Source organism: Methanobrevibacter thaueri, from assembly GCF_015062915.1.
Classification (GTDB): Archaea; Methanobacteriota; Methanobacteria; order Methanobacteriales; family Methanobacteriaceae; genus Methanocatella; species Methanocatella thaueri_B.
In genome coordinates this window covers 1-19,788 of the sequence record NZ_SUTJ01000016.1, presented here as the reverse complement: position 1 = coordinate 19,788, position 19,788 = coordinate 1, and the positions used below count along the sequence as shown (strand labels likewise).

General features: G+C 40.8%; 17 protein-coding genes. 7 read left to right on the top strand and 10 right to left on the bottom strand.

Annotated elements, in window-relative coordinates; translation table 11 throughout:
• Nucleotides 1-3 precede the first annotated feature (3 nt).
• Nucleotides 4-1,530, top strand: a complete 1,527-nt coding sequence (locus E7Z78_RS08550; protein WP_303724747.1) for a replication factor C large subunit — start codon at nt 4-6, stop codon at nt 1,528-1,530.
• On the opposite strand, the gene E7Z78_RS08545 is transcribed toward E7Z78_RS08550, so the two are convergent.
• Complete coding sequence (locus E7Z78_RS08545) at nt 1,513-2,193, bottom strand: ATPase (RefSeq protein WP_303724746.1); 681 nt, start codon at nt 2,191-2,193, stop codon at nt 1,513-1,515. The two genes, E7Z78_RS08550 and E7Z78_RS08545, sit on opposite strands and share 18 nt — an antisense overlap.
• 13 nt (nt 2,194-2,206) lie before the next feature.
• Nucleotides 2,207-3,058, bottom strand: a complete 852-nt coding sequence (locus E7Z78_RS08540) for a shikimate dehydrogenase (protein WP_303724745.1) — start codon at nt 3,056-3,058, stop codon at nt 2,207-2,209.
• 86 nt (nt 3,059-3,144) lie between these two features.
• Here E7Z78_RS08540 and hisS point away from each other — a divergent pair, with 86 nt between their 5' ends.
• The 4 genes from hisS to E7Z78_RS08520 are packed head-to-tail and all read left to right on the top strand — an operon-like array spanning nt 3,145 to nt 7,452.
• Nucleotides 3,145-4,440, top strand: a complete 1,296-nt coding sequence (gene hisS, locus E7Z78_RS08535; RefSeq protein ID WP_303724744.1) for a histidine--tRNA ligase — start codon at nt 3,145-3,147, stop codon at nt 4,438-4,440.
• 3 nt (nt 4,441-4,443) lie between these two features.
• Nucleotides 4,444-4,851, top strand: a complete 408-nt coding sequence (hisI, locus tag E7Z78_RS08530; protein ID WP_303724742.1) for a phosphoribosyl-AMP cyclohydrolase — start codon at nt 4,444-4,446, stop codon at nt 4,849-4,851.
• A gap of 1 nt (nt 4,852) precedes the next feature.
• Nucleotides 4,853-6,697, top strand: coding sequence for a PINc/VapC family ATPase (locus E7Z78_RS08525; RefSeq protein ID WP_303724741.1), 1,845 nt, complete (start codon nt 4,853-4,855; stop codon nt 6,695-6,697).
• Between the two features lie 5 nt (nt 6,698-6,702).
• A complete protein-coding gene (locus E7Z78_RS08520; RefSeq protein WP_303724739.1) occupies nt 6,703-7,452 on the top strand; it encodes a sugar phosphate isomerase/epimerase in 750 nt (249 codons plus the stop codon).
• Here the strand turns inward: E7Z78_RS08520 and E7Z78_RS08515 are convergent.
• From E7Z78_RS08515 to E7Z78_RS08480, 8 genes are all read right to left on the bottom strand, one after another.
• Nucleotides 7,449-9,767: a DEAD/DEAH box helicase gene (locus E7Z78_RS08515; protein WP_303724738.1), complete on the bottom strand. Its 2,319-nt coding sequence runs from the start codon at nt 9,765-9,767 to the stop codon at nt 7,449-7,451. The two genes, E7Z78_RS08520 and E7Z78_RS08515, sit on opposite strands and share 4 nt — an antisense overlap.
• A gap of 94 nt (nt 9,768-9,861) precedes the next feature.
• Entirely contained in the window at nt 9,862-11,370 is a 1,509-nt protein-coding gene (locus tag E7Z78_RS08510) for a Mur ligase family protein (RefSeq protein WP_303724737.1), read from the bottom strand.
• Complete coding sequence (locus E7Z78_RS08505; RefSeq protein ID WP_303724736.1) at nt 11,363-12,748, bottom strand: Mur ligase family protein; 1,386 nt, start codon at nt 12,746-12,748, stop codon at nt 11,363-11,365. The genes E7Z78_RS08510 and E7Z78_RS08505 overlap by 8 nt, the downstream gene beginning before the upstream one ends.
• Nucleotides 12,749-12,842: 94 nt before the next feature.
• On the bottom strand, nt 12,843-14,030 hold the full coding sequence (locus tag E7Z78_RS08500) for an aconitase X catalytic domain-containing protein (RefSeq protein ID WP_303724735.1): 1,188 nt from the start codon (nt 14,028-14,030) through the stop codon (nt 12,843-12,845).
• Between the two features lies 1 nt (nt 14,031).
• Nucleotides 14,032-15,366, bottom strand: a complete 1,335-nt coding sequence (locus E7Z78_RS08495) for a DHH family phosphoesterase (protein WP_303724734.1) — start codon at nt 15,364-15,366, stop codon at nt 14,032-14,034.
• Nucleotides 15,356-15,754, bottom strand: a complete 399-nt coding sequence (locus E7Z78_RS08490; protein WP_303724733.1) for a 30S ribosomal protein S15 — start codon at nt 15,752-15,754, stop codon at nt 15,356-15,358. The genes E7Z78_RS08495 and E7Z78_RS08490 overlap by 11 nt, the downstream gene beginning before the upstream one ends.
• Before the next feature lie 60 nt (nt 15,755-15,814).
• Nucleotides 15,815-16,366, bottom strand: coding sequence for an XTP/dITP diphosphatase (locus E7Z78_RS08485; RefSeq protein ID WP_303724732.1), 552 nt, complete (start codon nt 16,364-16,366; stop codon nt 15,815-15,817).
• A 44-nt stretch (nt 16,367-16,410) separates the two neighbouring features.
• Nucleotides 16,411-18,009, bottom strand: a complete 1,599-nt coding sequence (locus E7Z78_RS08480) for a bifunctional N(6)-L-threonylcarbamoyladenine synthase/serine/threonine protein kinase (protein WP_303724731.1) — start codon at nt 18,007-18,009, stop codon at nt 16,411-16,413.
• 82 nt (nt 18,010-18,091) lie between these two features.
• Between E7Z78_RS08480 and E7Z78_RS08475 the strand changes: the two genes are divergently transcribed.
• Nucleotides 18,092-18,595, top strand: coding sequence for a hypothetical protein (locus E7Z78_RS08475; protein ID WP_303724730.1), 504 nt, complete (start codon nt 18,092-18,094; stop codon nt 18,593-18,595).
• On the top strand, nt 18,588-19,658 hold the full coding sequence (gene cobT / locus E7Z78_RS08470) for a nicotinate mononucleotide-dependent phosphoribosyltransferase CobT (protein ID WP_303724729.1): 1,071 nt from the start codon (nt 18,588-18,590) through the stop codon (nt 19,656-19,658). The genes E7Z78_RS08475 and cobT overlap by 8 nt, the downstream gene beginning before the upstream one ends.
• Nucleotides 19,659-19,788 lie beyond the last annotated feature (130 nt).

The window sequence follows — 19,788 nt, the reverse complement described above, 5'->3', positions numbered from 1 at the left end:
GAAATGTTATGGACTGACAAATATCGACCGCAGGAACTGTCACAAGTGGTCGGTAACAAAAAAGAGATTAAGATAATCCAGGATTGGGTTGGCGAGTGGAAGAAAGGCAATCCACAAATTCCGCTGCTTCTAGTTGGACCTCCAGGCATTGGAAAGACAACATTGGCGCTGATTATTGCAAAGGAATTTTCAGAGCACATTGAATTGAATGCCAGTGACAAGCGTTCACAGGACGTTATCAAAAGCACAATAGGAGAGTCCTCATCAAGCAGATCACTATTCGGAGATGACTATAAACTAATCATCATGGACGAGGTTGACGGTATCCATGGAACCAACGACCGTGGAGGAGTGAAGGCAATCGGTGACATCATCAAGAATTCACGCCATCCAATGATTCTCATAGCCAATGATTTCTATTCAAAAAGACTGCAATCCATAAAGCCAAAATGTACTGTAATCAAGATGAAAAAATCAAGATGGAACTCCATTTCAGCACTTCTAAGAAAAATATCACAGGCAGAGGGAGTTGAAGTGGAACCTGCGGCATTAAAGGAGATTGCCGTTAAATCCCAAGGGGATGTCAGGTCAGCCATCAACACCCTGCAGGCACTTGCGGACAAGGACAAGGTCCTGGATGTGAGTGATGTTGAAAACATGGTTACAAAAGACACCCGTTCAGACATATTCAATGCAATCACTGCAGTTTTGAAAAGCAAAACTCCCGCACATGTCAAGGAGGCCATGTGGATTGAAGAGGATCCTACACTTGTCATGGAATACATCGCCGAAAACATTCCAAGGGAATACAAGAAAAAGGATGAAATCAAAAAGGCTTATGACTACATCTCAAAGGCAGACATATTCTTTGGAAGAACAAACAGGAGCAGGAACTACGGATACTGGAAATATGCAACTGATTTCATGGGCATAGGTGTAAGCAGTTCCAAGCATGAAACCTACAAGAAATTCACAAAAATCCAAACCCCTTCAACATTCAGACTTATGGGAAGCAGCCGTGGAAAACGTAACCTGCGAGACAACATTACTGAAAGAATGTTTGAAAAAATGCATGTTTCAAGTGGAGTGGCCGTTTCAATGTTTCCATACCTTGAAATAATGTTTCAAAATGACGAGCTTGCATGGGAAATTTCCGACTTTTTAGGTTTCTTTGATGAAAAAGATGAAAAAGATACTGAAAAACTAATCAAGGTATTCAGAAAGAGAAAAATACCTAAAAAAGTTATAACAAAAATGGAAAAACAAAAAGCTCAAATGAGAGTTGAAGAACGTGACAGGCGTGCTGAAGAGCTTAAAAACCAAATGATAAACGTTATTCCAGAAGAAGTGTTAGAAGAACCTTCCGTCGAAGAGGAACTTCCATTTGAAATTCCTGGAGTAAGCAAACCTAAAAAAGAAACCGTTAAAGAGGAAACTCCAAAAGAGAAAAAAGAAACTCCTAAAGAAGAAAAAACTGAAAAGAAAGAGAAAAAGAAAACCGATAAGCAGGTTTCACTTTTCAGCTTCTAACTTTTTTTCAATAAATTCAGAAGCCTTAACAACATTTTCCTTATATTGAGGAGCTACATCATCCAAAAATTCGCTAAATGAGGTAGCTAACTCATTTTTATTTTTATTTTCAACCAATTCATGACCGTCCATTTCCAAAAATGAGTTGATCCAATCCAGTGAAACGTTTGCCAGCGGGTAAATCTCATCATCACTATGGTGGAAATTCAGACCGTCACCCTTGAATATTCCCTCAAAAATTCCGTTTACCTCATCATCAAGGATTATGGGATTGACCTTCAAGTCATATTCTCCTGAATAAACCAGTTCAACACCATATTTCCTGGTGTATGGCTCCATTAATATTTCAATCATGAAGTTATCCTCAGGCATCAGTATTTTGGAGTTTGGCTCGATTTCCAGTGCCAAATGCCTTGATGACTTTGAGCATATCTTTTGGAACAGCTTGTTTCTTACAACCTCTATTTCAGGATATTGCTTGTTGAAGGTGGCTTCACGCTTTCTTGAAAACTTGGAGAATCTCAAGTTGTTAATGTAAATCTTTTCGGGAGTGTATGATATGAACCTGCTGTCCACTCCTATAATCTTCAGGAATTTCAACACGTCCCTTTTTGATGTTGTAAATTCCTCTTCCTGTGAGGTGAATCCTGAAATATCAAACATTAAATCCATATTATCATTCTAAATTAAGAGTTTTTCTTAGGGCTTCTTCCATAACATCAACCGGTGCTTTCTTGCCTGTCCAGATTTCAAAGCTTTCAGCGCCCTGGTACAATAACATTTTAATTCCATATACAGGTTTTGCACCAGCCTTGATGGCTTCTTTTAGCAGTACTGTTTCGTTTGGATTATAGACTGCATCAAAGACTGTCAAGTCCTCATGCATATTGTTTGCAATTGCAACAGGCTCGTCGTCAATGTGGGGATGCATTCCCAATGGTGTTGTGTCGATGAGTATATCTGCATCATCAAGGTAAGAGTTTATATTTGAAATTGAATCCGCACCGACCTCATCAATCAAGTCGGAACCTTCAACATCACCGGCGAGGTCCTGAGCCTTTTGAATGTTTCTGTTCAATATTGTCAGTGAATCCGCACCGTATTTTACAATATAGAATGATATTGCTCTTGAAGCGCCACCTGCACCTGCAACAACAACATTGCTATTTTTGATTGATGTGACTTCCTCTATTGCCTTAACAGCACCTATGCCGTCAGTGTTATATCCTTTCATGCTGCTAAAGTCTATTGTATTGACCGCACCTATAAGGCCTGCGACCTCATCAATCTCATCAAGATAATCCATCACATTAATCTTATGGGGGATTGTTACGTTGAATCCCTTGATATTCAATGATTTTGCACCGTCAATTGCTAATTTCAAGTTATTGGGATCGACATCAAAAGCGACATAAGCCCAATCCATCCCCAACTCTTCAAAAGCCGCATTGTGCATAGGGGGTGAGAAGCTATGTTCAACCGGATGACCTATCAATCCCACAATATTTGTACTGCCTTTAATATTCATATAATAATTAATTGATTACCAAACATTATATAAATTTGTATACACAAACTTTAATTATAATATATTATATCATAAGGAGAATAAAAATGGAATTTACAAGACCAAGAGGTACTAGAGATTTCTTATTTGAAGAAATGAGACAAAGAAAACAAGCAGAAAGTACCTTAAGAAAAGTATTCGAAAGTTACGGTTATCAAGAAATCAAAACACCCTTATTTGAAGAATTAAAATTATTTACAACCAAATCAGGAGAGGAAATTGTCGACCAGCTATACAATTTCAAGGACAAGTCCGACAGAGATTTGACTTTAAGACCTGAAATTACCGCTCCAGTTGCAAGATTATACCTGAACGAGCTTGAAAAGACAGCAACCAAACCTATCAAGCTTTACTACTACGGCAGCTGTTTCAGGTATGAAAGACCACAGAAAGGAAGGTTCAGACAGTTCTGGCAATTCGGATGTGAACTAATCGGTGCTAAAACCCCTCAAGGGGAAGCTGAAGTTATTGCATTATGCTCCGATGCCATCCAGTCACTTGGAATCACAACCGCTGATGTAAACATAAACCACCTGGGAATCATCAGGGGACTTTTCAGACACTTCAACATCTCCACCGAAACCCAAAGGGAAATCATGGTGGTAATCGACAAGGGCGACAAGGACCTTTTAATCGAATCATTAAGCGGAGACGAACCTGTAATTGACAATGATGAGCTAAATCAAATATTGCTGAAACTCATTGACCTTATAGGCGACAAGACCATTATCAGTGAAATTGAAGAGCTGATTGCTCCTTATGATGAGCCTAAAGAGGCTTTGGAAGAGCTTAAAGAGTTAATCTCATTATTGGAATCCTTCCAGGTTGAAAATTACACCCTAAACCTTGGAGTTGCAAGGGGACTTGACTACTATACCGGAATCGTGTTTGAGATTTATGTTCCTGAACTCGGCGCACAAAAGCAAATCTGTGGTGGAGGATCATACTCACTTGTTAAAGTGTTCGGAGGCCAGGAAGTTGAATCAACCGGTTTTGCACTTGGATTTGACAGGCTGATGAATGCAATTGAAGAGCTGACAGAAACTGAGGAGTTGCCTTCACACCTGGATGTTTATGTGGCTCCAATCTCAAAGGATGTTAGAACCAAGGCATTTGAGATTACACAGACCTTAAGGCAAAACGGAATCAAGACCGATGTTGACCTCAACGGTAAGAAATTCAAGAAGCTCATGAATTACGCAGACAAGATTAAGGTTCCTAAAATAATAATCATCGGCGCTAAAGACCTTGAAGAGGGCAAGGTGACCGTCAAGGACATGGTCAGTGGAGAACAGGAATTGGTTGACATTGAAAAAATTGTTGAATTTGTAAAAGAGGAATAAAACATGAATATCAATTTCAGACACGAAATCAACGGAATACCAGTAATAACCGCCATTGCACAGGACGCTGAAACAAATGAGATACTGATGCTGGCAAACATGAACAGGGAATCATTGATAAAGACAATAGAAACAGGAAAAGCCCATTACTGGAGCACATCAAGAAACCAATTATGGCTTAAAGGAGAATCCTCAGGCCATTTCCAGGAAGTCAAGGACATTTACGTTGACTGTGACATGGATGCAATCATATTGAAAATCAACCAGACCGGCGCTGCATGCCATGAGGGATACCGTTCATGCTTCTTTAGAAAACTTAACACTGAAAATGAAATAGATATTGATGACTTGAAAGAAGAAGATTTGGAAGTCGTTTTAGAAAGATTAGTTAATCCAGAAGATGTGTATTAAGATGAAATGTATAATACCGGACACCAGTGCTGTAATCATAGGTGCGGTAAGCAAGATTGTGGAGCAAAGCGATATTGATTATCCTGAAATCATTGTTCCTGAAGCTGTGGTGTGTGAACTTGAACACCAGGCAAATGCCAACAGGTCAGAAGGCCATAAAGGATTGAAGGAGCTTCAAAAACTGCAGGAAATGCAGGATGAAGGGGAATTGGCAGTCAGTTTTGCTGGAAAACGCCCAACCAATTATGATATCAAGTATGCAAAAAGCGGTGAGATAGACAGCATCATCCGTGATGTTGCAAGAAGTGAAATGGGAACACTTCTAACCAACGACAAGGTTCAGGCTGAAACCGCTAAGGCACAGGGAATACCAGTTTACTATTATAAGCAGGAATATGAATTGAAACCGTTGTCAATCGAGAAGTACTTTGATGACAGTACCATGTCCATTCACTTGAAGGAAAATGTTGTTCCAATGGCTAAAAAGGGAACACCAGGACATATTCAGTTTGATGTATTAAATGAAAAGCCTCAAAGCTACAATGAGCTCAAAGTCATTGCAGATGAGATACTTGACAAGGCCAAAAGTGATCCGAAAACCTATTTGGAGTCAGATAAGGAAGGCTCATACGTGGTTCAGTCAAGGGAATACCGTATTTCAATAGCTTATCCTCCATTTTCAGAGGGTTTGGAAATCACAATCGTAAGGCCAGTGGCCAATATTGACCTCAATGAGTACCACTTATCCGAAAAACTGCTTGAGCGAATAAGAACAAACGCTGAGGGAATTTTGATTTCAGGTTCACCTGGAGCAGGTAAGTCAACATTCGTACAGGCCATTGCAAAGTATTATTCAACCAAGCTAAACAAGATTGTGAAGACCATGGAATCACCGCGTGATTTGCAGTTGCCTGATGAGATAACACAGTACGCTCCCCTTGAAGGAAGCATGGAAAACACTGCTGACGTGCTGTTGCTTGTAAGGCCTGATTATACCATATATGATGAATTGCGTAAGAACACTGACTTCAACATATTCGCCGACATGAGGCTTGCTGGTGTTGGAATGATTGGTGTCGTTCATGCAACCCGCCCGATAGATGCAATTCAAAGGATAGCTTCCAGGGTGGAGCTTGGAGTGATACCTTCAATTGTGGATACAAGCATTTACATTGAGGACGGTGAAGTGAGAAGCGTTTATGAGACAAAAATGACCGTTAAGGTACCTACAGGTATGAAAGAGGCGGATCTCGCAAGACCGGTTATTGAGGTAAGGGACTTTGAAACCGGCGAGCTTAAAAATGAGATTTACACTTACGGTGAGCAGACCATTGTGATGGACATTGACCTTGTAAACGGCTCCGGCGAAGAGGCGAACTACAAGTCCTCAGTTGACAGGATTGCCGAAAGGGAGATTTTAAGAAAGGTCAAGAAGCTTGTTCCTAAAAAGGCGAAAGTGGATGTTGAAGTGATTTCCCCTGAAAGGGCCAACATTTACATACCCGAAGAGTTTGTTCCGAAAATCATCGGAAAGAACGGTAAAAGAATAGCTGAAATCGAGGAGCAGATTGGAATAAGCTTAGGCGTGGAGGTCATAGAATCTAAACCTATAAGAAACGCTCCGTTTGAAGTTGACATTCTCCATACCAAAAAGCAACTGATCCTGCAGCTTGGAAGGGACAATGGAAGGAAAAACTTCGACATAAAAATCGGCGGCGAATACTTGTTGACAGCAACCACCTCCAAAAAGGGAGAAATCAAAATCAAGAGAGGAATAGAATTATCTGATTTCATCATTGAAGCCCTTGAAATGGGATTGGAAATTACTGCAATACAGAAAATGTGATTATCATGAAAATTGGAGCATCAACATTAGCTGGAATCGACGACAGCTTGGAAAATGCATTGGAATTCATTGAAAGCTTGGGGATTGATTATGCTGAACTGGTTCACCAATACCCATCAGAAAATATCACCCCCGACATGTTGGAAAGCTATGATTTGAAATATTCAATTCATGCCCCTTTCATGGACGTCAACATTGCAAGCCTTCAGGACAAAAGCCGCTTGAATTCCATTAATCAGATAAAATCATCTATTGATCTTGCAAATGACATTAACGCCGAAGCGGTTGTAGTACATCCGGGTTTGATTGGATACTTGCCAAATAAATATTTCAGAAATGAAGTTTTTGACTATGCAAAGGAATCAATGATTGAACTTGGAGCATACGGAAAAGACTTGGGAATTCTAACCACATTCGAGAACATGCCCTCATTTGAAAGCATGATTTATGAGAACATGGTTGAATTGAATGAGTTTCTCACAGGCAATGATTTATACATGACATTGGATGTCGGCCATGCGAACCATTCAGGATACTCCGCAGACGAGATGATTTTTGATTGCATTAAACACGTACATATCCATGATAATTTTGGTGATGATGATGCACACCTGCCATTAGGTGAAGGCTCAATTGATTTAAAACGTGTAGTCAACAATCTAGAAAGCAAAAATTATGATGGCATCTACATACTCGAAGTAAATGATTACGATTCCATCAAAAAAAGTTATGAATATATGAAGAAAAACTTCTAGAGAAGTTTTTTCTCTTTAATCTCTTTTTTAAAATAAAGATATTTTGAATCAAGGACTTTTCTGATATCCTTGGCTGTTTTTTTACCGATACCTTCAACTTCCTGCAGGTCACTTTCACTTGCATTCAAAATATTGGACACTGTACCGAAATGCATCAGCAGGTTCTTAGCGTTTACCGGTCCGATGTTAGGTAATGACTCTACTATGAACAGCTGTTGCTCCATCAGGCTTACAGGCTTTTTATCTGTCCTGATTTGAATAGGAGTCCTTTCACCATTCTGTTCACGAACCGCAATTCTTTTAATCATTGCAGCGGTATCCTGCGCATTCCTTGTAGGGATTATGCTTATACCGAAATCAATTGCAATGGATGCCATGGATCCCCTGATTGCATTTGGATTGATCATTCCAGTGTATAAATCATCACCTTCTAAAATCAGAATAGGATGCTTGAATTCCTCGGACAATTCCTTGGCCTGCTTGAATAGCCTCTTATCAATTATTGAATCGACAAAGTCCTTTGCGGTTTTTCTCTCAATGGCCACCTCATCACTTACCTGGTAGTCTGCAACGGCCATTGAATGGACCTTAACGTCAATTTCCATTTCAGTCAGGTGCCTGATTACCTTTGAGTTTCCTTCACGTGAATCTGCATAGACTACAGGAAAATCATTCTCTTCCTTAGGCCTTTCAATCACCTTGACCTTCTTTTCATTTTCCATTCTTTCAATGGCTGAGGCATTCAACTCCTCCAATACGTCAGGGTCAATAAGTTGGTTTTTCATGCGGTCCTCTTTTCTGATGCTTGACCAGTAATATGCCTCGTCACGGGTTCCTTCAGTGAGCAATACCTTTACGCGTCCGGTTCTTTTACGGCCTGTCCTTCCACGGCGCTGAATCATACGCACTTCAGATGGAACCGGCTCATACAATACGACAAGGTCCACTGCGGGAATGTCAATACCCTCTTCAGCCACACTTGTTGACAATAATACATCATATTCTCCCATCCTGAATGACTTGATAATGGCTTTTTGCTGCTTTTGAGTCAGTCCCTTTTCACCATCCTTTGATGCCTGGCCAAAGAATTTTGCGGATTTGATTCCTTCCTTTTCAAGTTTCTGGTGAATCATTTCAAGTGTATCACGGTATTGTGTAAAGACAATCACCTTTGATGCGGACTCGTCACTCTTATCATCGAATCTGGATGTTGTGAGCTTGGTCTGGCCATTGTCTCCCAACTCCTGCTTAAGGATTTTTGTGATTTCCCTTAATTTCGGATGTTCCCATCCATGCTTTTCAGCATCCCTTGCCATCTTGATGGCACGAGCGAAGTTATCATCCCACATCAATGATTTTGCGGCCTTTGTTTTCTTCTTGCGCAATCTTGATATGTACTTGTTGAATGTCTGAACCCCTTGGGTTTCAATAAGCTCCTGTGCGTGCTGAATATTGATAACTGCACTTAAAATGGAAATTGCCTGAAACAGGTCCTTATCCGGATTTGCTGAACGGGCAATCTCACCCTGGACACGGCCTCTCGCTTTCAGGATATCAACCTTACCTACCGATACGGTCTTGATGATTCCCATATTCTTCAGGGCCTTGAGCCTTATTTTCAATGCCTTGTCAATATATTCCTTGATTTTGGCAAGTTCACTGCTCATTTTCACCTTGACCCATTCGATTTCAACCGGATTGAAGTATGGCTTCACGTCAACGTCATCCTCAGTCTTTACAACAATGTTTTGAATGTATAGGTTTTCACAAACTTCCTTAATCTTGTACTTGTCTGAACCTGGTGAAGCGGTGAGTCCTAAAATGAGATTGAACTGTGATTCCTGGACATAACGGGATGCCAGGTACACATATGAGTATGATCCGACACCATGATGGCACTCATCGAAAACAATCAATGACACGTTGCTTAAATCATAACGGTGATTCAACAAATCGGATTCGACGGTCTGTGGTGTTGCGGAAATGATTCTTGACTCTTCCCATCTTTTTACACGCTCATCGGTTTTAACGGCACCTGTTATTGAGGAGCATGGAAGTGTTAGAAATTCCTTGAAACTGTCCTCATGCTGTATTGCCAATGGCTTTGACGGTGCAAGAACAAGAACTTTTGAGTTTTTAACCTTATGCAATCGGTCGGCAGCTACAAGAATGGCCACTATTGTCTTACCTAACGCTGTAGGCGCAACAACCATTGTGTTCCCTTTCTTCAATACGTCTCCTGCGAGAATCTGCTGATATAATCTTGATTCAATAGCATCCTTTTTCAATAACGGATGATTAATGTAGCTTGCCATATTATAAACCCTTAAAACTTTTATATTATAATTTAATTTCAAGTATTATTAATATATTGAGAGAGCAAATGAACACTAATAATAAAAAAAAGAATTATAAATCAAATACTAATGATTTATATTTTGTTGCGGCTTCCCCAATAGCTATCACCATTTCACAATCCAGGTTTAATGCCTTTCTAAGACCGTCACGGACTTCTTCTTTTGATGCTCCAAGTGTTCCGGTCTTCTTGAATTCGGCCACATGGTTTAGGAATATCCTGTCATTCAATTTAGGATTGTCATGTAATTTTTCAAGCGCAATCTTATGGGATGCAACTGATGCAGGCACGATGAACTTGGAGAATTTCAGAACGCTGTTGAATATGTCGACATCTCCACGATATCCTGATTCTGATGAGACGGTTATGACTGTTGTGAAGTCACCGAACAGTTTCTTGAATTCCTTTAAGACTGTTTCAACACCTGCAGGATTGTGGGCATAATCAACGAAAATGTCCTTGCCCTTCACCTTTGCAACCTCCTCCATTCTTCCGCTTACACCTGTGAAGCTTGCAATTGAAGGCAATATCTTATCATAAGGCAATCCAAGGAACTTATGGGCCGCAATGATTACACCGGTCAGATTGTAGACATTGTGAAGTCCGTCCACTCCCATCTTGACTGTCAGTTTCTCTTCTGGAGTGTGAAGGTCAAAGGTCCTGTTTGCCAGGTCCACATTTGTTGCTATATAGTCAACTTGAGGGGTTGTGATTCCGCATTGACAGAAATAGTATCCGCAACCGGAGATTATCTCCTTAACTGCGATTTCCTTGCCGCAGACACATTCCTTCATTCCTATGGAGTCAGGCATCTCATCCACACCGAATGTGATTACCTCACCCTTGAAGTCAAGTTCACGAAGCAGTCCCATGATTGTAGGGTCCTGGCCGTTGACTATAAGTGTGCCGCCATTCAATTCCTTAATGAATTCAGCCTTAACGTTTGCATAATCCATAAAGCTTCCAAGGTCATTCAAATGATCAGGTGTGATGTTTGTGATTATTCCGCCTTCCATGGAAGTGTTCTTGACTATTCTTCCAACGGTTCCGGGAACTCCGAATGTTCCGACCTCCAATATTCCAACATCACCGTTGAGTCTTGACTGCAATATAGGAATGAATTCCGCATTACCCTGCATTCCTTCAAGCTCATGCTCTGACGGTTTTATTCCATTGTCATATGCGATTTTCTTGAGCAGTGTTGTTGATGTTGTCTTTCCGTTGGTACCTGTTATTCCGAACACCGGCTTTTCAGGTTTAATCAGGTCTATTACATCACATAATTCTAAAATAGGTTTGTCACAGTTTTTAAGCACTTCCGCATCTTTTGAAAGGCTTGCCGGTGGGATAATGTAGTCTGACTTTTTGAAGAATGCTTCTGGAGTCTTTCCGTAGAACACTTCAATGTCGTATCCTTCAAGAGCTTTTGCGAATCGGCAATCCTTTTTGAAGGACAGGTCTGTTCCAATGACATTGTATCCTCTTTGCTTTAATATTCTTGCGATTAAATTACCGTTTGCACCGCAAACTCCTATAACTCCAAAGGTATCGTTCTTATTCATATTTCTTACTCCCTTCTTCAAGTCCTTTCATGATTTTCTCGACAGTGGTGAGCCTGTCATATGCTATGAGCGGTCCCATGTGAAGTATGATGTCGCCAGGTTCGGAATACCTGAAGGTTTCACAAGCTGCAATCTCAATGTTTTCAACTGCAACCTTCTCGATGTCAGGATTGGTTATTGCGTCAAGTATCTCTTGAGCGGCTTCCATTTCCACTTCCTGGGTTACTTCATTGAATCCGCTGGCAATGACTGTCTTGATGTTGTAGTTGCTTACAAGCTCTCCAACCTCTGCCTTGTCCCTTACGGATAATGTGTCAAAATGATCGAGGAACAGGACTACGCTTTCATCCTTGAAGTAGTCCAATGTTATTTTCATTCCATCATACAGGAATGCTGAGTCCAATATAACTTTTCTTCCATTGTAGTTGCCGACATCCTCCATGTGTGCAGGCAATCCCTTGAACTCAGTCAATGCATCAATTATATCCTCTTTTTTAACTCCATATGTCAGTGCCACCGCACTTGCAGCCACTGAATTTTCAAAAAAGTAGCTCATCATATGGAATGGTGTTGTGAAAGATTCGTTATTATATTCAATTGTTAGTGATTCGTCACCGACAGTTCCCTTAAAGTCAACATCCTCGTCCAATGCGTAATATATTGCATCAACCCTTTTAGGACTTATGATGTCATAGCAGGAGTGGTTTGCGATGAATGTTTCGCTCATTGCCTCCAATACCATCTTACGCTCCTGGTAGAGTTCAAGTGAACCGCCGAACTCTGAGAGATGGTCCTCTGCAATGTTGGTTAAAAGACCAATCTTGATGTCGAGCCTGTCCAAAAGACCTATGGTACCGTGTGGAAGCTCGAAAATTGCAATGTCACATTCTTCAGCTTTTCCCTTAACGATTCCATCGATAATGGCTTCAGAAACTAGATTATTCACTAATGAAGAGCAGGACCATACGTTATATCCTGCCTGTTTAAATAGACTTGTGGTTATGAATGTTGTTGTGGTCTTGCCCATTGTTCCGGTGATTCCGATAATGTCAACAGGAATCAGGTCGTTGACTATCCTTGAGAATTCCTCATTGGTGAGGATTTTCAAGTCTGAATCCTTGATTTTTTGAGCTATCGGAGCGGATTCCGGCAATGTAGGTGGCATGTAAACCGCTTCAAAGCCTTCCACGGAAGGGTCCTTATTTGCCATGTCCAGTTTAACGCCTTCCTTTTCCATTTCAATTAGGCTTCGTTGGAATTCTATTTTAAATTCTGAAATATCCTTTAAATCAGTAATTACCACATCATGGCCTAAATAATTGAGCAATCTTGCAACAGGCCTACTAGCATTTCCAGCACCAACAACTAAATAATTCATAAAAAGTCTCCTAACAAGTTCTATTAATTATATATTTATGGTTTTCATTAAATTTAAAGTTTAAATTTTTTAAAAAAAAAGAATTTGAGAAAACTTATTCGAATTGAATAAGGTTTTCCACATCATTATAGACAACATCAAGTCCGCACATTGACGGCACGTAATTTGCTGCCTTTGCTGAATTCACACCAATCACTTCAAAGCCCATTTCCTCAATAGGAGCCACAACCATACAAGTGTCGCAAACGACGTTTCCGCCTGCAGCCTCGATTATTTGAGTGTAGCCCATTCTGTCGGCTGTTGCCTTAACGCTGACTGAAGTGCAAATCCACAGTTTGTTTTTAATTGTTTTTCCTTGAACAATAGATGCCACTTGCTTAATCTCCTCAAGTGATGCATGAGGACATCCAAGACAAATCAGATCAGGTTCCCTATCGGTTGTTGTCAATTTTTCACGGGTTTCGGCAATCTCCTTTTCACCAATGAACATGATGTCTTCAACCTCAGCCTCTCCGGCAATGTCAAACTCAGGAGTCACGTTTTCCATGTGATATAGTGCAACTGAACCTGATGATGCAAGAGCTGCCCCTAAGGTTTTCATGTCATTGTTGTTTGGAGTGTTCTGCAGCTTGAAGTAAGGAACTCCGCTGCCCACTACCTTACCGATAATGTAGCCTAAAGCTCCAAAATCAGCACCTTTCAACTCAGTGTTAACATTAACAACAAGGTTGGCTTTCCTGTTTTCATCAAGATGGAATCCGTATAACGGAGTCTTTCCGACAATGGCCGCTGCAAGTGCTGCAGGTCCTCCTTCACGATTGGTTCTTGCACCAATCACGGAGTTGACATAAGCCACAGCAGATGATTCGGACCATGAAACATGATCTCGGAATCTTGGAACGTTACCAACTAAATAAGGAGTGCATGTACAGGTTTTTGAAATTCCAAGATTTGCATATGCATCCACAATCTTGTTCTGCTTGATTGCAAAATACTCCGGAAAACCCAATTCCTCCCAATTGTCCAAATCGGTTCCAGGAGGGTTTAAGGAAGCGTTGATTGTTGCCTTTCCGGAATCATCCTGAGCCAAGTCTTCAAGATATTCTAAACCGGCATCTCCAATAGTCTTGTAGGAAACACCAGATACCTGTGCTGAGGTGATGTCAACCAGTTTGGAAGCACCGTAGATGTCGCCTAATGCAACAAGAATGTCCATGCTTTTCCTGATGGTTTCACCGTACTCCCCATCACACATTTCTTGTTCTTTTTTTGTTAAAAACATTTTAATCATTACTTAATTGATATTCAACCATTTCATCCACCAAGTGTAGGAAATTATCCTTTGCCTCATATGGAATCATAGCTCCAGCAGCAATGTCGTGTCCTCCACCGGTACCGTTGAAGTTGTTTGAGGAATCCTGCAATGCCTTTCCCAAGTTCACGCCACGTGCAACCATTTCACGGGTGGTTCTTCCTGAAATCTTTATGTCCTTGTGAAGTCTTGACATTCCAATGACAGGTTTTGAATTGTCCAATATCTGAACTGACAATCCGATACTTGCAATTGTTCCCATTACGGATTTCAATACCTTATCTTCAGAGTACAGGTATTGAACTGCATTCAATTGCTGTGCTCCTTCACGTTTGATCCATTCAAGTCCCTTGACGATTTGGTCACGGTATTGGCGTTGAAGCCTTAAGGCCGCATCCAATGCCTGTTCCTTTTCTCCAAGAGCAATGCTCAAACCGAGACCCTGCTTCTTGTTCTTTCCGCAGGCATCAAGAATGTATGAGTACTCCTCAAGGTCACGAAGCAAAGGCACTTCTTTCGGAACTGTATAGCAATCTCCGAAAATGTCCGGATTGATTGTTACAAGCGCCTCTTTCAAAAGGTCTTTTTCCTCATCCTCAAGGTCTGTGAACTTGATTCCATAGGACAGGTTCATGCGTTCAAGAAATTCCTGAGCGCCTTCAAAGTCCCCGCTTATTCCAGGTAAAGGCGGTGAAAAAGTGTATGCGAGTGACTTATAGATAGGTTCAGATGCCTTTGACACAATCTTCAAGCCTTCGTGAATTTCCACAACACCGCTTTCAAGTGCATCCTCTAAAATCAGACGGTTGACACCTGTAAAGCCGTTCTGGCCTTGCATATCACCGAATGCACCTATGAGTGCATAGTGTGCAAGGTGTTTCTTGTCCAAGTCACGAATGGCAAGGTAAGCTGAACCCGCACCGCATAAATCCTTACTGCCGTCAACGCCGAATATGTGAGGGTTAATGTGAACCACATTACTCTCAGATTCGGTATCGTCGATTTGGTGGTGGTCAGCAACTATAACGTCATGCTTGTAGGTGTTGAATTCCTTGATGAACGGACTTCCCATGTCGGAGAATATAAACAGATCATACTTTTCGCTTCTGAGCTGATTTACAATATCCTCCTTTAGACGTGGAATGATTGTTGTGTGGAATTGAACGTCTTCCTCTTTTAAAGCATTCGCTATAACTGCTGCTGCTGATATTCCATCAGCATCGTTATGAGAAATTAATCTTATAACACTATCCTTTTCAATATGCTCCTTAAGCATATTTGTGGCTTCGCTAGCCCTATTTAACAAGGAGTGCTGCTTCTCTTGGATTATATCTCCATCCTTCTGGTAATGCACCTTCACTTACGTAGTAAGATGCTAATCTTCTGATTCTTGCTTCGATAATGGTTAAACCTCTTTTAGAGTGTAAGTCTTTAGGGTTTTCTTCTAAGTGGTCTCTGATGTTTACTGCTCTTCTGATTAAGTTCATTAAATCTTCTGGGTATTCACCAGCTTGACCGTTTCTTTTTAAGATTTGGGTGATTCTTTCACCGGTTACGTCTTTAACTGAAGGGATTCCGTATTGGTCTCTTAAGATGATACCGATTTCGGAAGTACTTTTACCTTCTCTGTTAAATTTTAAAATCATTTCTTCAATTTCTTCGTCACTATAAGTTACCCATTCTGGTCTTGCCATAATATAAACCTCTTTAAATTTATTAAATCTTAAATAAGCCCAATTAAACAGAAAATAATGTTACTCTTGACTAGAATACCATTCGATAAATTTCTTTAATGAATTTTTTCTATGTGAAAACTGGTTTTTCTCTTCAGTTGTAAGTTCTCCGAAAGTCTTGTCCAGACTTGGAACGTAAAAGAGCGGATCAAAAGCAAATCCTAAATCTCCTCTTTCTTCAACTGCGATTTCACCTTCGACCTTGCCTAAAAAAGTCTTGGGCTCAGAATTGGGGGCACAGTACCCAATAACTGACCTGAATTCGGCATAACGGTCATCAGTATCGGTTAATAGCTTTAAAATTCCTTGGTTTCCAATAGTATCCTGAACATAATGTGAATAGGTTCCTGGAAAACCGTTTAAAGCTCTAATGAATAAACCAGCATCTTCTACAATCACAGGTTTGTCAAGCTTACGACTAGCATATTTTGCGCCTGATAAGGCCACTTCCTCGAGAGTTCCTTGGGGTTCCTCGTAACCTAAATCAATATGCTCAAGTTCAATGCCGTAATCTTTGAAAATATTCTCTGCTTCTTTTACTTTATGTTCGTTACCAGTTATAAATGTTATCATATTTTTAAGTTTTAGTGATGATTTTTATTATATGTGTTGGTGAACTAGTGGGTGTATCTTCCACGGGATTCGATGTCTTTTATTGCATTTGTTATTGACTTGTCCCCGTAACCTTCAAGGACACGGTCGAAGTATTTCACTGCCAGGTTATAGTCAATGCTTTGCAAGGATTTCTTTAAAACTAATAAATCAACTGCCTTATCCTCTTTAAGCTGTGAGTATCTTCCAAGACCGAAGTCTATGAAAACCAGCTTATCGTCACTAAGCATGATATTTGAAGTTGTGATGTCACCATGAATGATGTCCGCTGAATGGAGCTTTGAGATTTCCTCGCCTATCCTGAATGCCAAGTCCTCATCGATGATATCCTTGACCATCACACCGTCAATCTCCTCCATCACAATGGCTTTGGATTCCAAATCGATGTCATAGAGCACCGGAGTCCTGACTCCCGCTCTTTTAGCATCGGACAATAATTTTGCCTCTTCCTTGGTTCTTGCCTTTCTGATCTTATCGTCGATTTCGCAAATCCTGTATCCCTTAGGGATGCGGTCCTTGACCGCCGCTTTTTCACCCAGGTATTCGCTTCTCACAATATTTGACTCGGCACCTTTCGCAATGAACTCATCAGGCAACTTAAGATAGGTCTTGGTATTGTCAATCCATGGAATGTCAACCTCATCTGTCCTGAATTTCTGGATGATGCCTGTTTCGGACAGCTCCATCGGTCCGAACTCCCTGCACATCAGAAGTCCCAGCCATGCAATCATGACACCATTGTCACCGCAGAGCTTCATTTCAGGCATGTAGAACTTTGCACCATGCTCTTCTGACATTGTCTTTAGCATTTCACGAAGCCTTGAATTGGCTGAAACTCCACCGCAGAGCATTACCTCATCCTTCTGGGTGTGTGAAAGTGCACGTTCTGTAACCTCAACAAGCATTGAAAATGCGGTTTCCTGAAGTGAGAAGCACACATCCTCAATCGGTGCTCCTCTCTGAACCTCCCTTAATGCAGCGGACAGCAATCCTGAAAATGAGAAGTCCATTCCCTTGACGACATAAGGCAAGTCGACATATGAACCTTTTTTCGCAAGTTTTTCAATGACCGGTCCGCCTGGATGTCCCAGTCCTGTTTCACGTCCGAAATGATCAAGACAGTTTCCAACGGCAATGTCCAATGTCTCACCGAAAATGCGGTACCTTCCGCTTTCATAGGCAATCACCTGACTGTTGCCTCCACTCACATAAAGTGACACAGGATTTACAGCACCTGTATCTAGTTTTCCAACCTCTACATGGCCAATGCAGTGATTGACTCCAATGATAGGTTTTTTAAGTGATAATGCAAGGGACCTTGCTGATGTTGCAACTATCCTCAAGGCAGGTCCAAGTCCCGGACCCTGTGAAAATGAAATCAGGTCAATGTCATCATAGGACAATCCTGACTGCTCAATAGCTTGCGGTATCAGTTTAGGAATCCATTCGGCATGATGTTCAGCGGCGATTCTCGGATGGATTCCACCCTCTTCTGGAAATAGCTGTTTTCCAGCCATTGCCAGAATATTTCCGTCACTGTCAACAATGCCCACACCTGTTTTTTCTGCTGTTCCTTCTATTCCTAAACTTATCAAGATAACCAACTATAAAAAATTTAATTAATTAGTATATTACTAATCTAAAATATAAAAATATTTTTTAAATTTAAAATACATAAGTGAAAGTATGGGATTTTATAGCGCTAACACTCCAGAACAGAAAAGAGTTAAAAAATTAACCGGAGACATTAACATACACGATATGTTTAAAAACGAATGTGAAACCAGAGGAATACCAATTTACAATGCCTATAACATTCAAAAACGATTATTGCATGAAGTAGAGCAGGAACAGTTGGTTGGCATCAAGCAGGTTGATGACAGACTTATGGAACTGCTTGACGAAAGGGGAAAGAACAAGGTGACACACAGATACGTTGACTTCATTTCAAATGAGGACAGCGCCTCAAAAGGAACAATTCCTCCAAGAGGAGATGAAAAATCATCCCTTCCACCAAAAGAAGAGATTAAAATCCCACCTAGAGCAAGAGACGGCAAGACATTCCAAACTGATAATGAATTGCCTGAAATTGAAATGCTTAAAAAGATAATGCTTCAAAACAAGAAGATTATTAACCAGAACAAGATTATTATTGACTTATTGAAAAAACAGGGTGAAAACAATGATTGATGGCGTAACAACTTACGGTTCAACAGAATTGACTGAAAAGCTACAGGAAGTGGAAGATGATGCAGTATTCCTGCTTACAATAGGAACAACAGAAACCTCCCTGATTGAAGGGATTTCAGGAGCGGGACCATCTGCAGACCTGACCGAATACACTCCTGCAAGCGATGCCGAATTCATGGTATTGGGAGAAGTCAGATGCTGTGAAGCTCCAGCAGAAACAGTGGTTGGAGATGCTGCAGCACCGACACCTGCAAGACTTACCAAAGCATCACTTCAACTTTCAAACACCCCATTCGTGATTGTTGATGCAGGATCCAAAATAAAGCCTGACCTTGAATACGTCAGCCTTGGAAAGGAATACGGAAGAGACATAAGAACCGGTAAAGGCGTATTGAACCCATTGGAAATATTTGAAAACGCAAAAGACTTAGGTAATGAACTGTCCCAAAGACATGAAATGCTCATTATCGGCGAAAGCATAGCCGCAGGAACCACAACAGCCCTTGGAGTATTGAAGGCACTGGGCTATGAAGCAAATGAAAAGGTTAGCGGAAGCATGCCGTACAACCCTCATGACCTGAAATCAAATGCAGTCAATGAAGGATTGGAAAAAGCTGGAATAACTCCTGGTGAAGCCGATGCAATGCAGGCAATCGGTGCAGTCGGTGACCCGACAATCGCTGCAATTGCAGGAATGGTATTGGGTTCAGACATTCCGATTATCCTGGCCGGAGGAACACAGATGGCTGCAACATGTGCAGTGATCAAGTCCATTCAGCCAACATTCGACTTTTCAAGAATCAACTTAGCAACTACCGTATTTGTAGCTGCTGATGAAACTGCTGATTTATTCGGAATTTTAGAGCAAATCGATGACAACATCACCGTCAATGTGGTTGACCCTAGATTTGAGGATTCCGATTATGAAGGTTTGAAAAACTACCTTAAGGGATTCGTTAAGGAAGGTGCCGGAGCGGGCGGTGCAATGTATACCGCACTGGTTTTAGGAAATTCCGTTGAAAAGCTAAGAAAGAAAATAGAAAAAGTTTGCAGATTGGGTTAAAACCCAACTCACTTATTTTAAAACCATTCACCGACAGTTTTTATTTTTTTAAAGGGTGTCCGCCAAAATTGATTTTTGATTTTTTGTCAAAAAATTTTTAGGCTTAATTTCAATTATTTTTCGTATATTC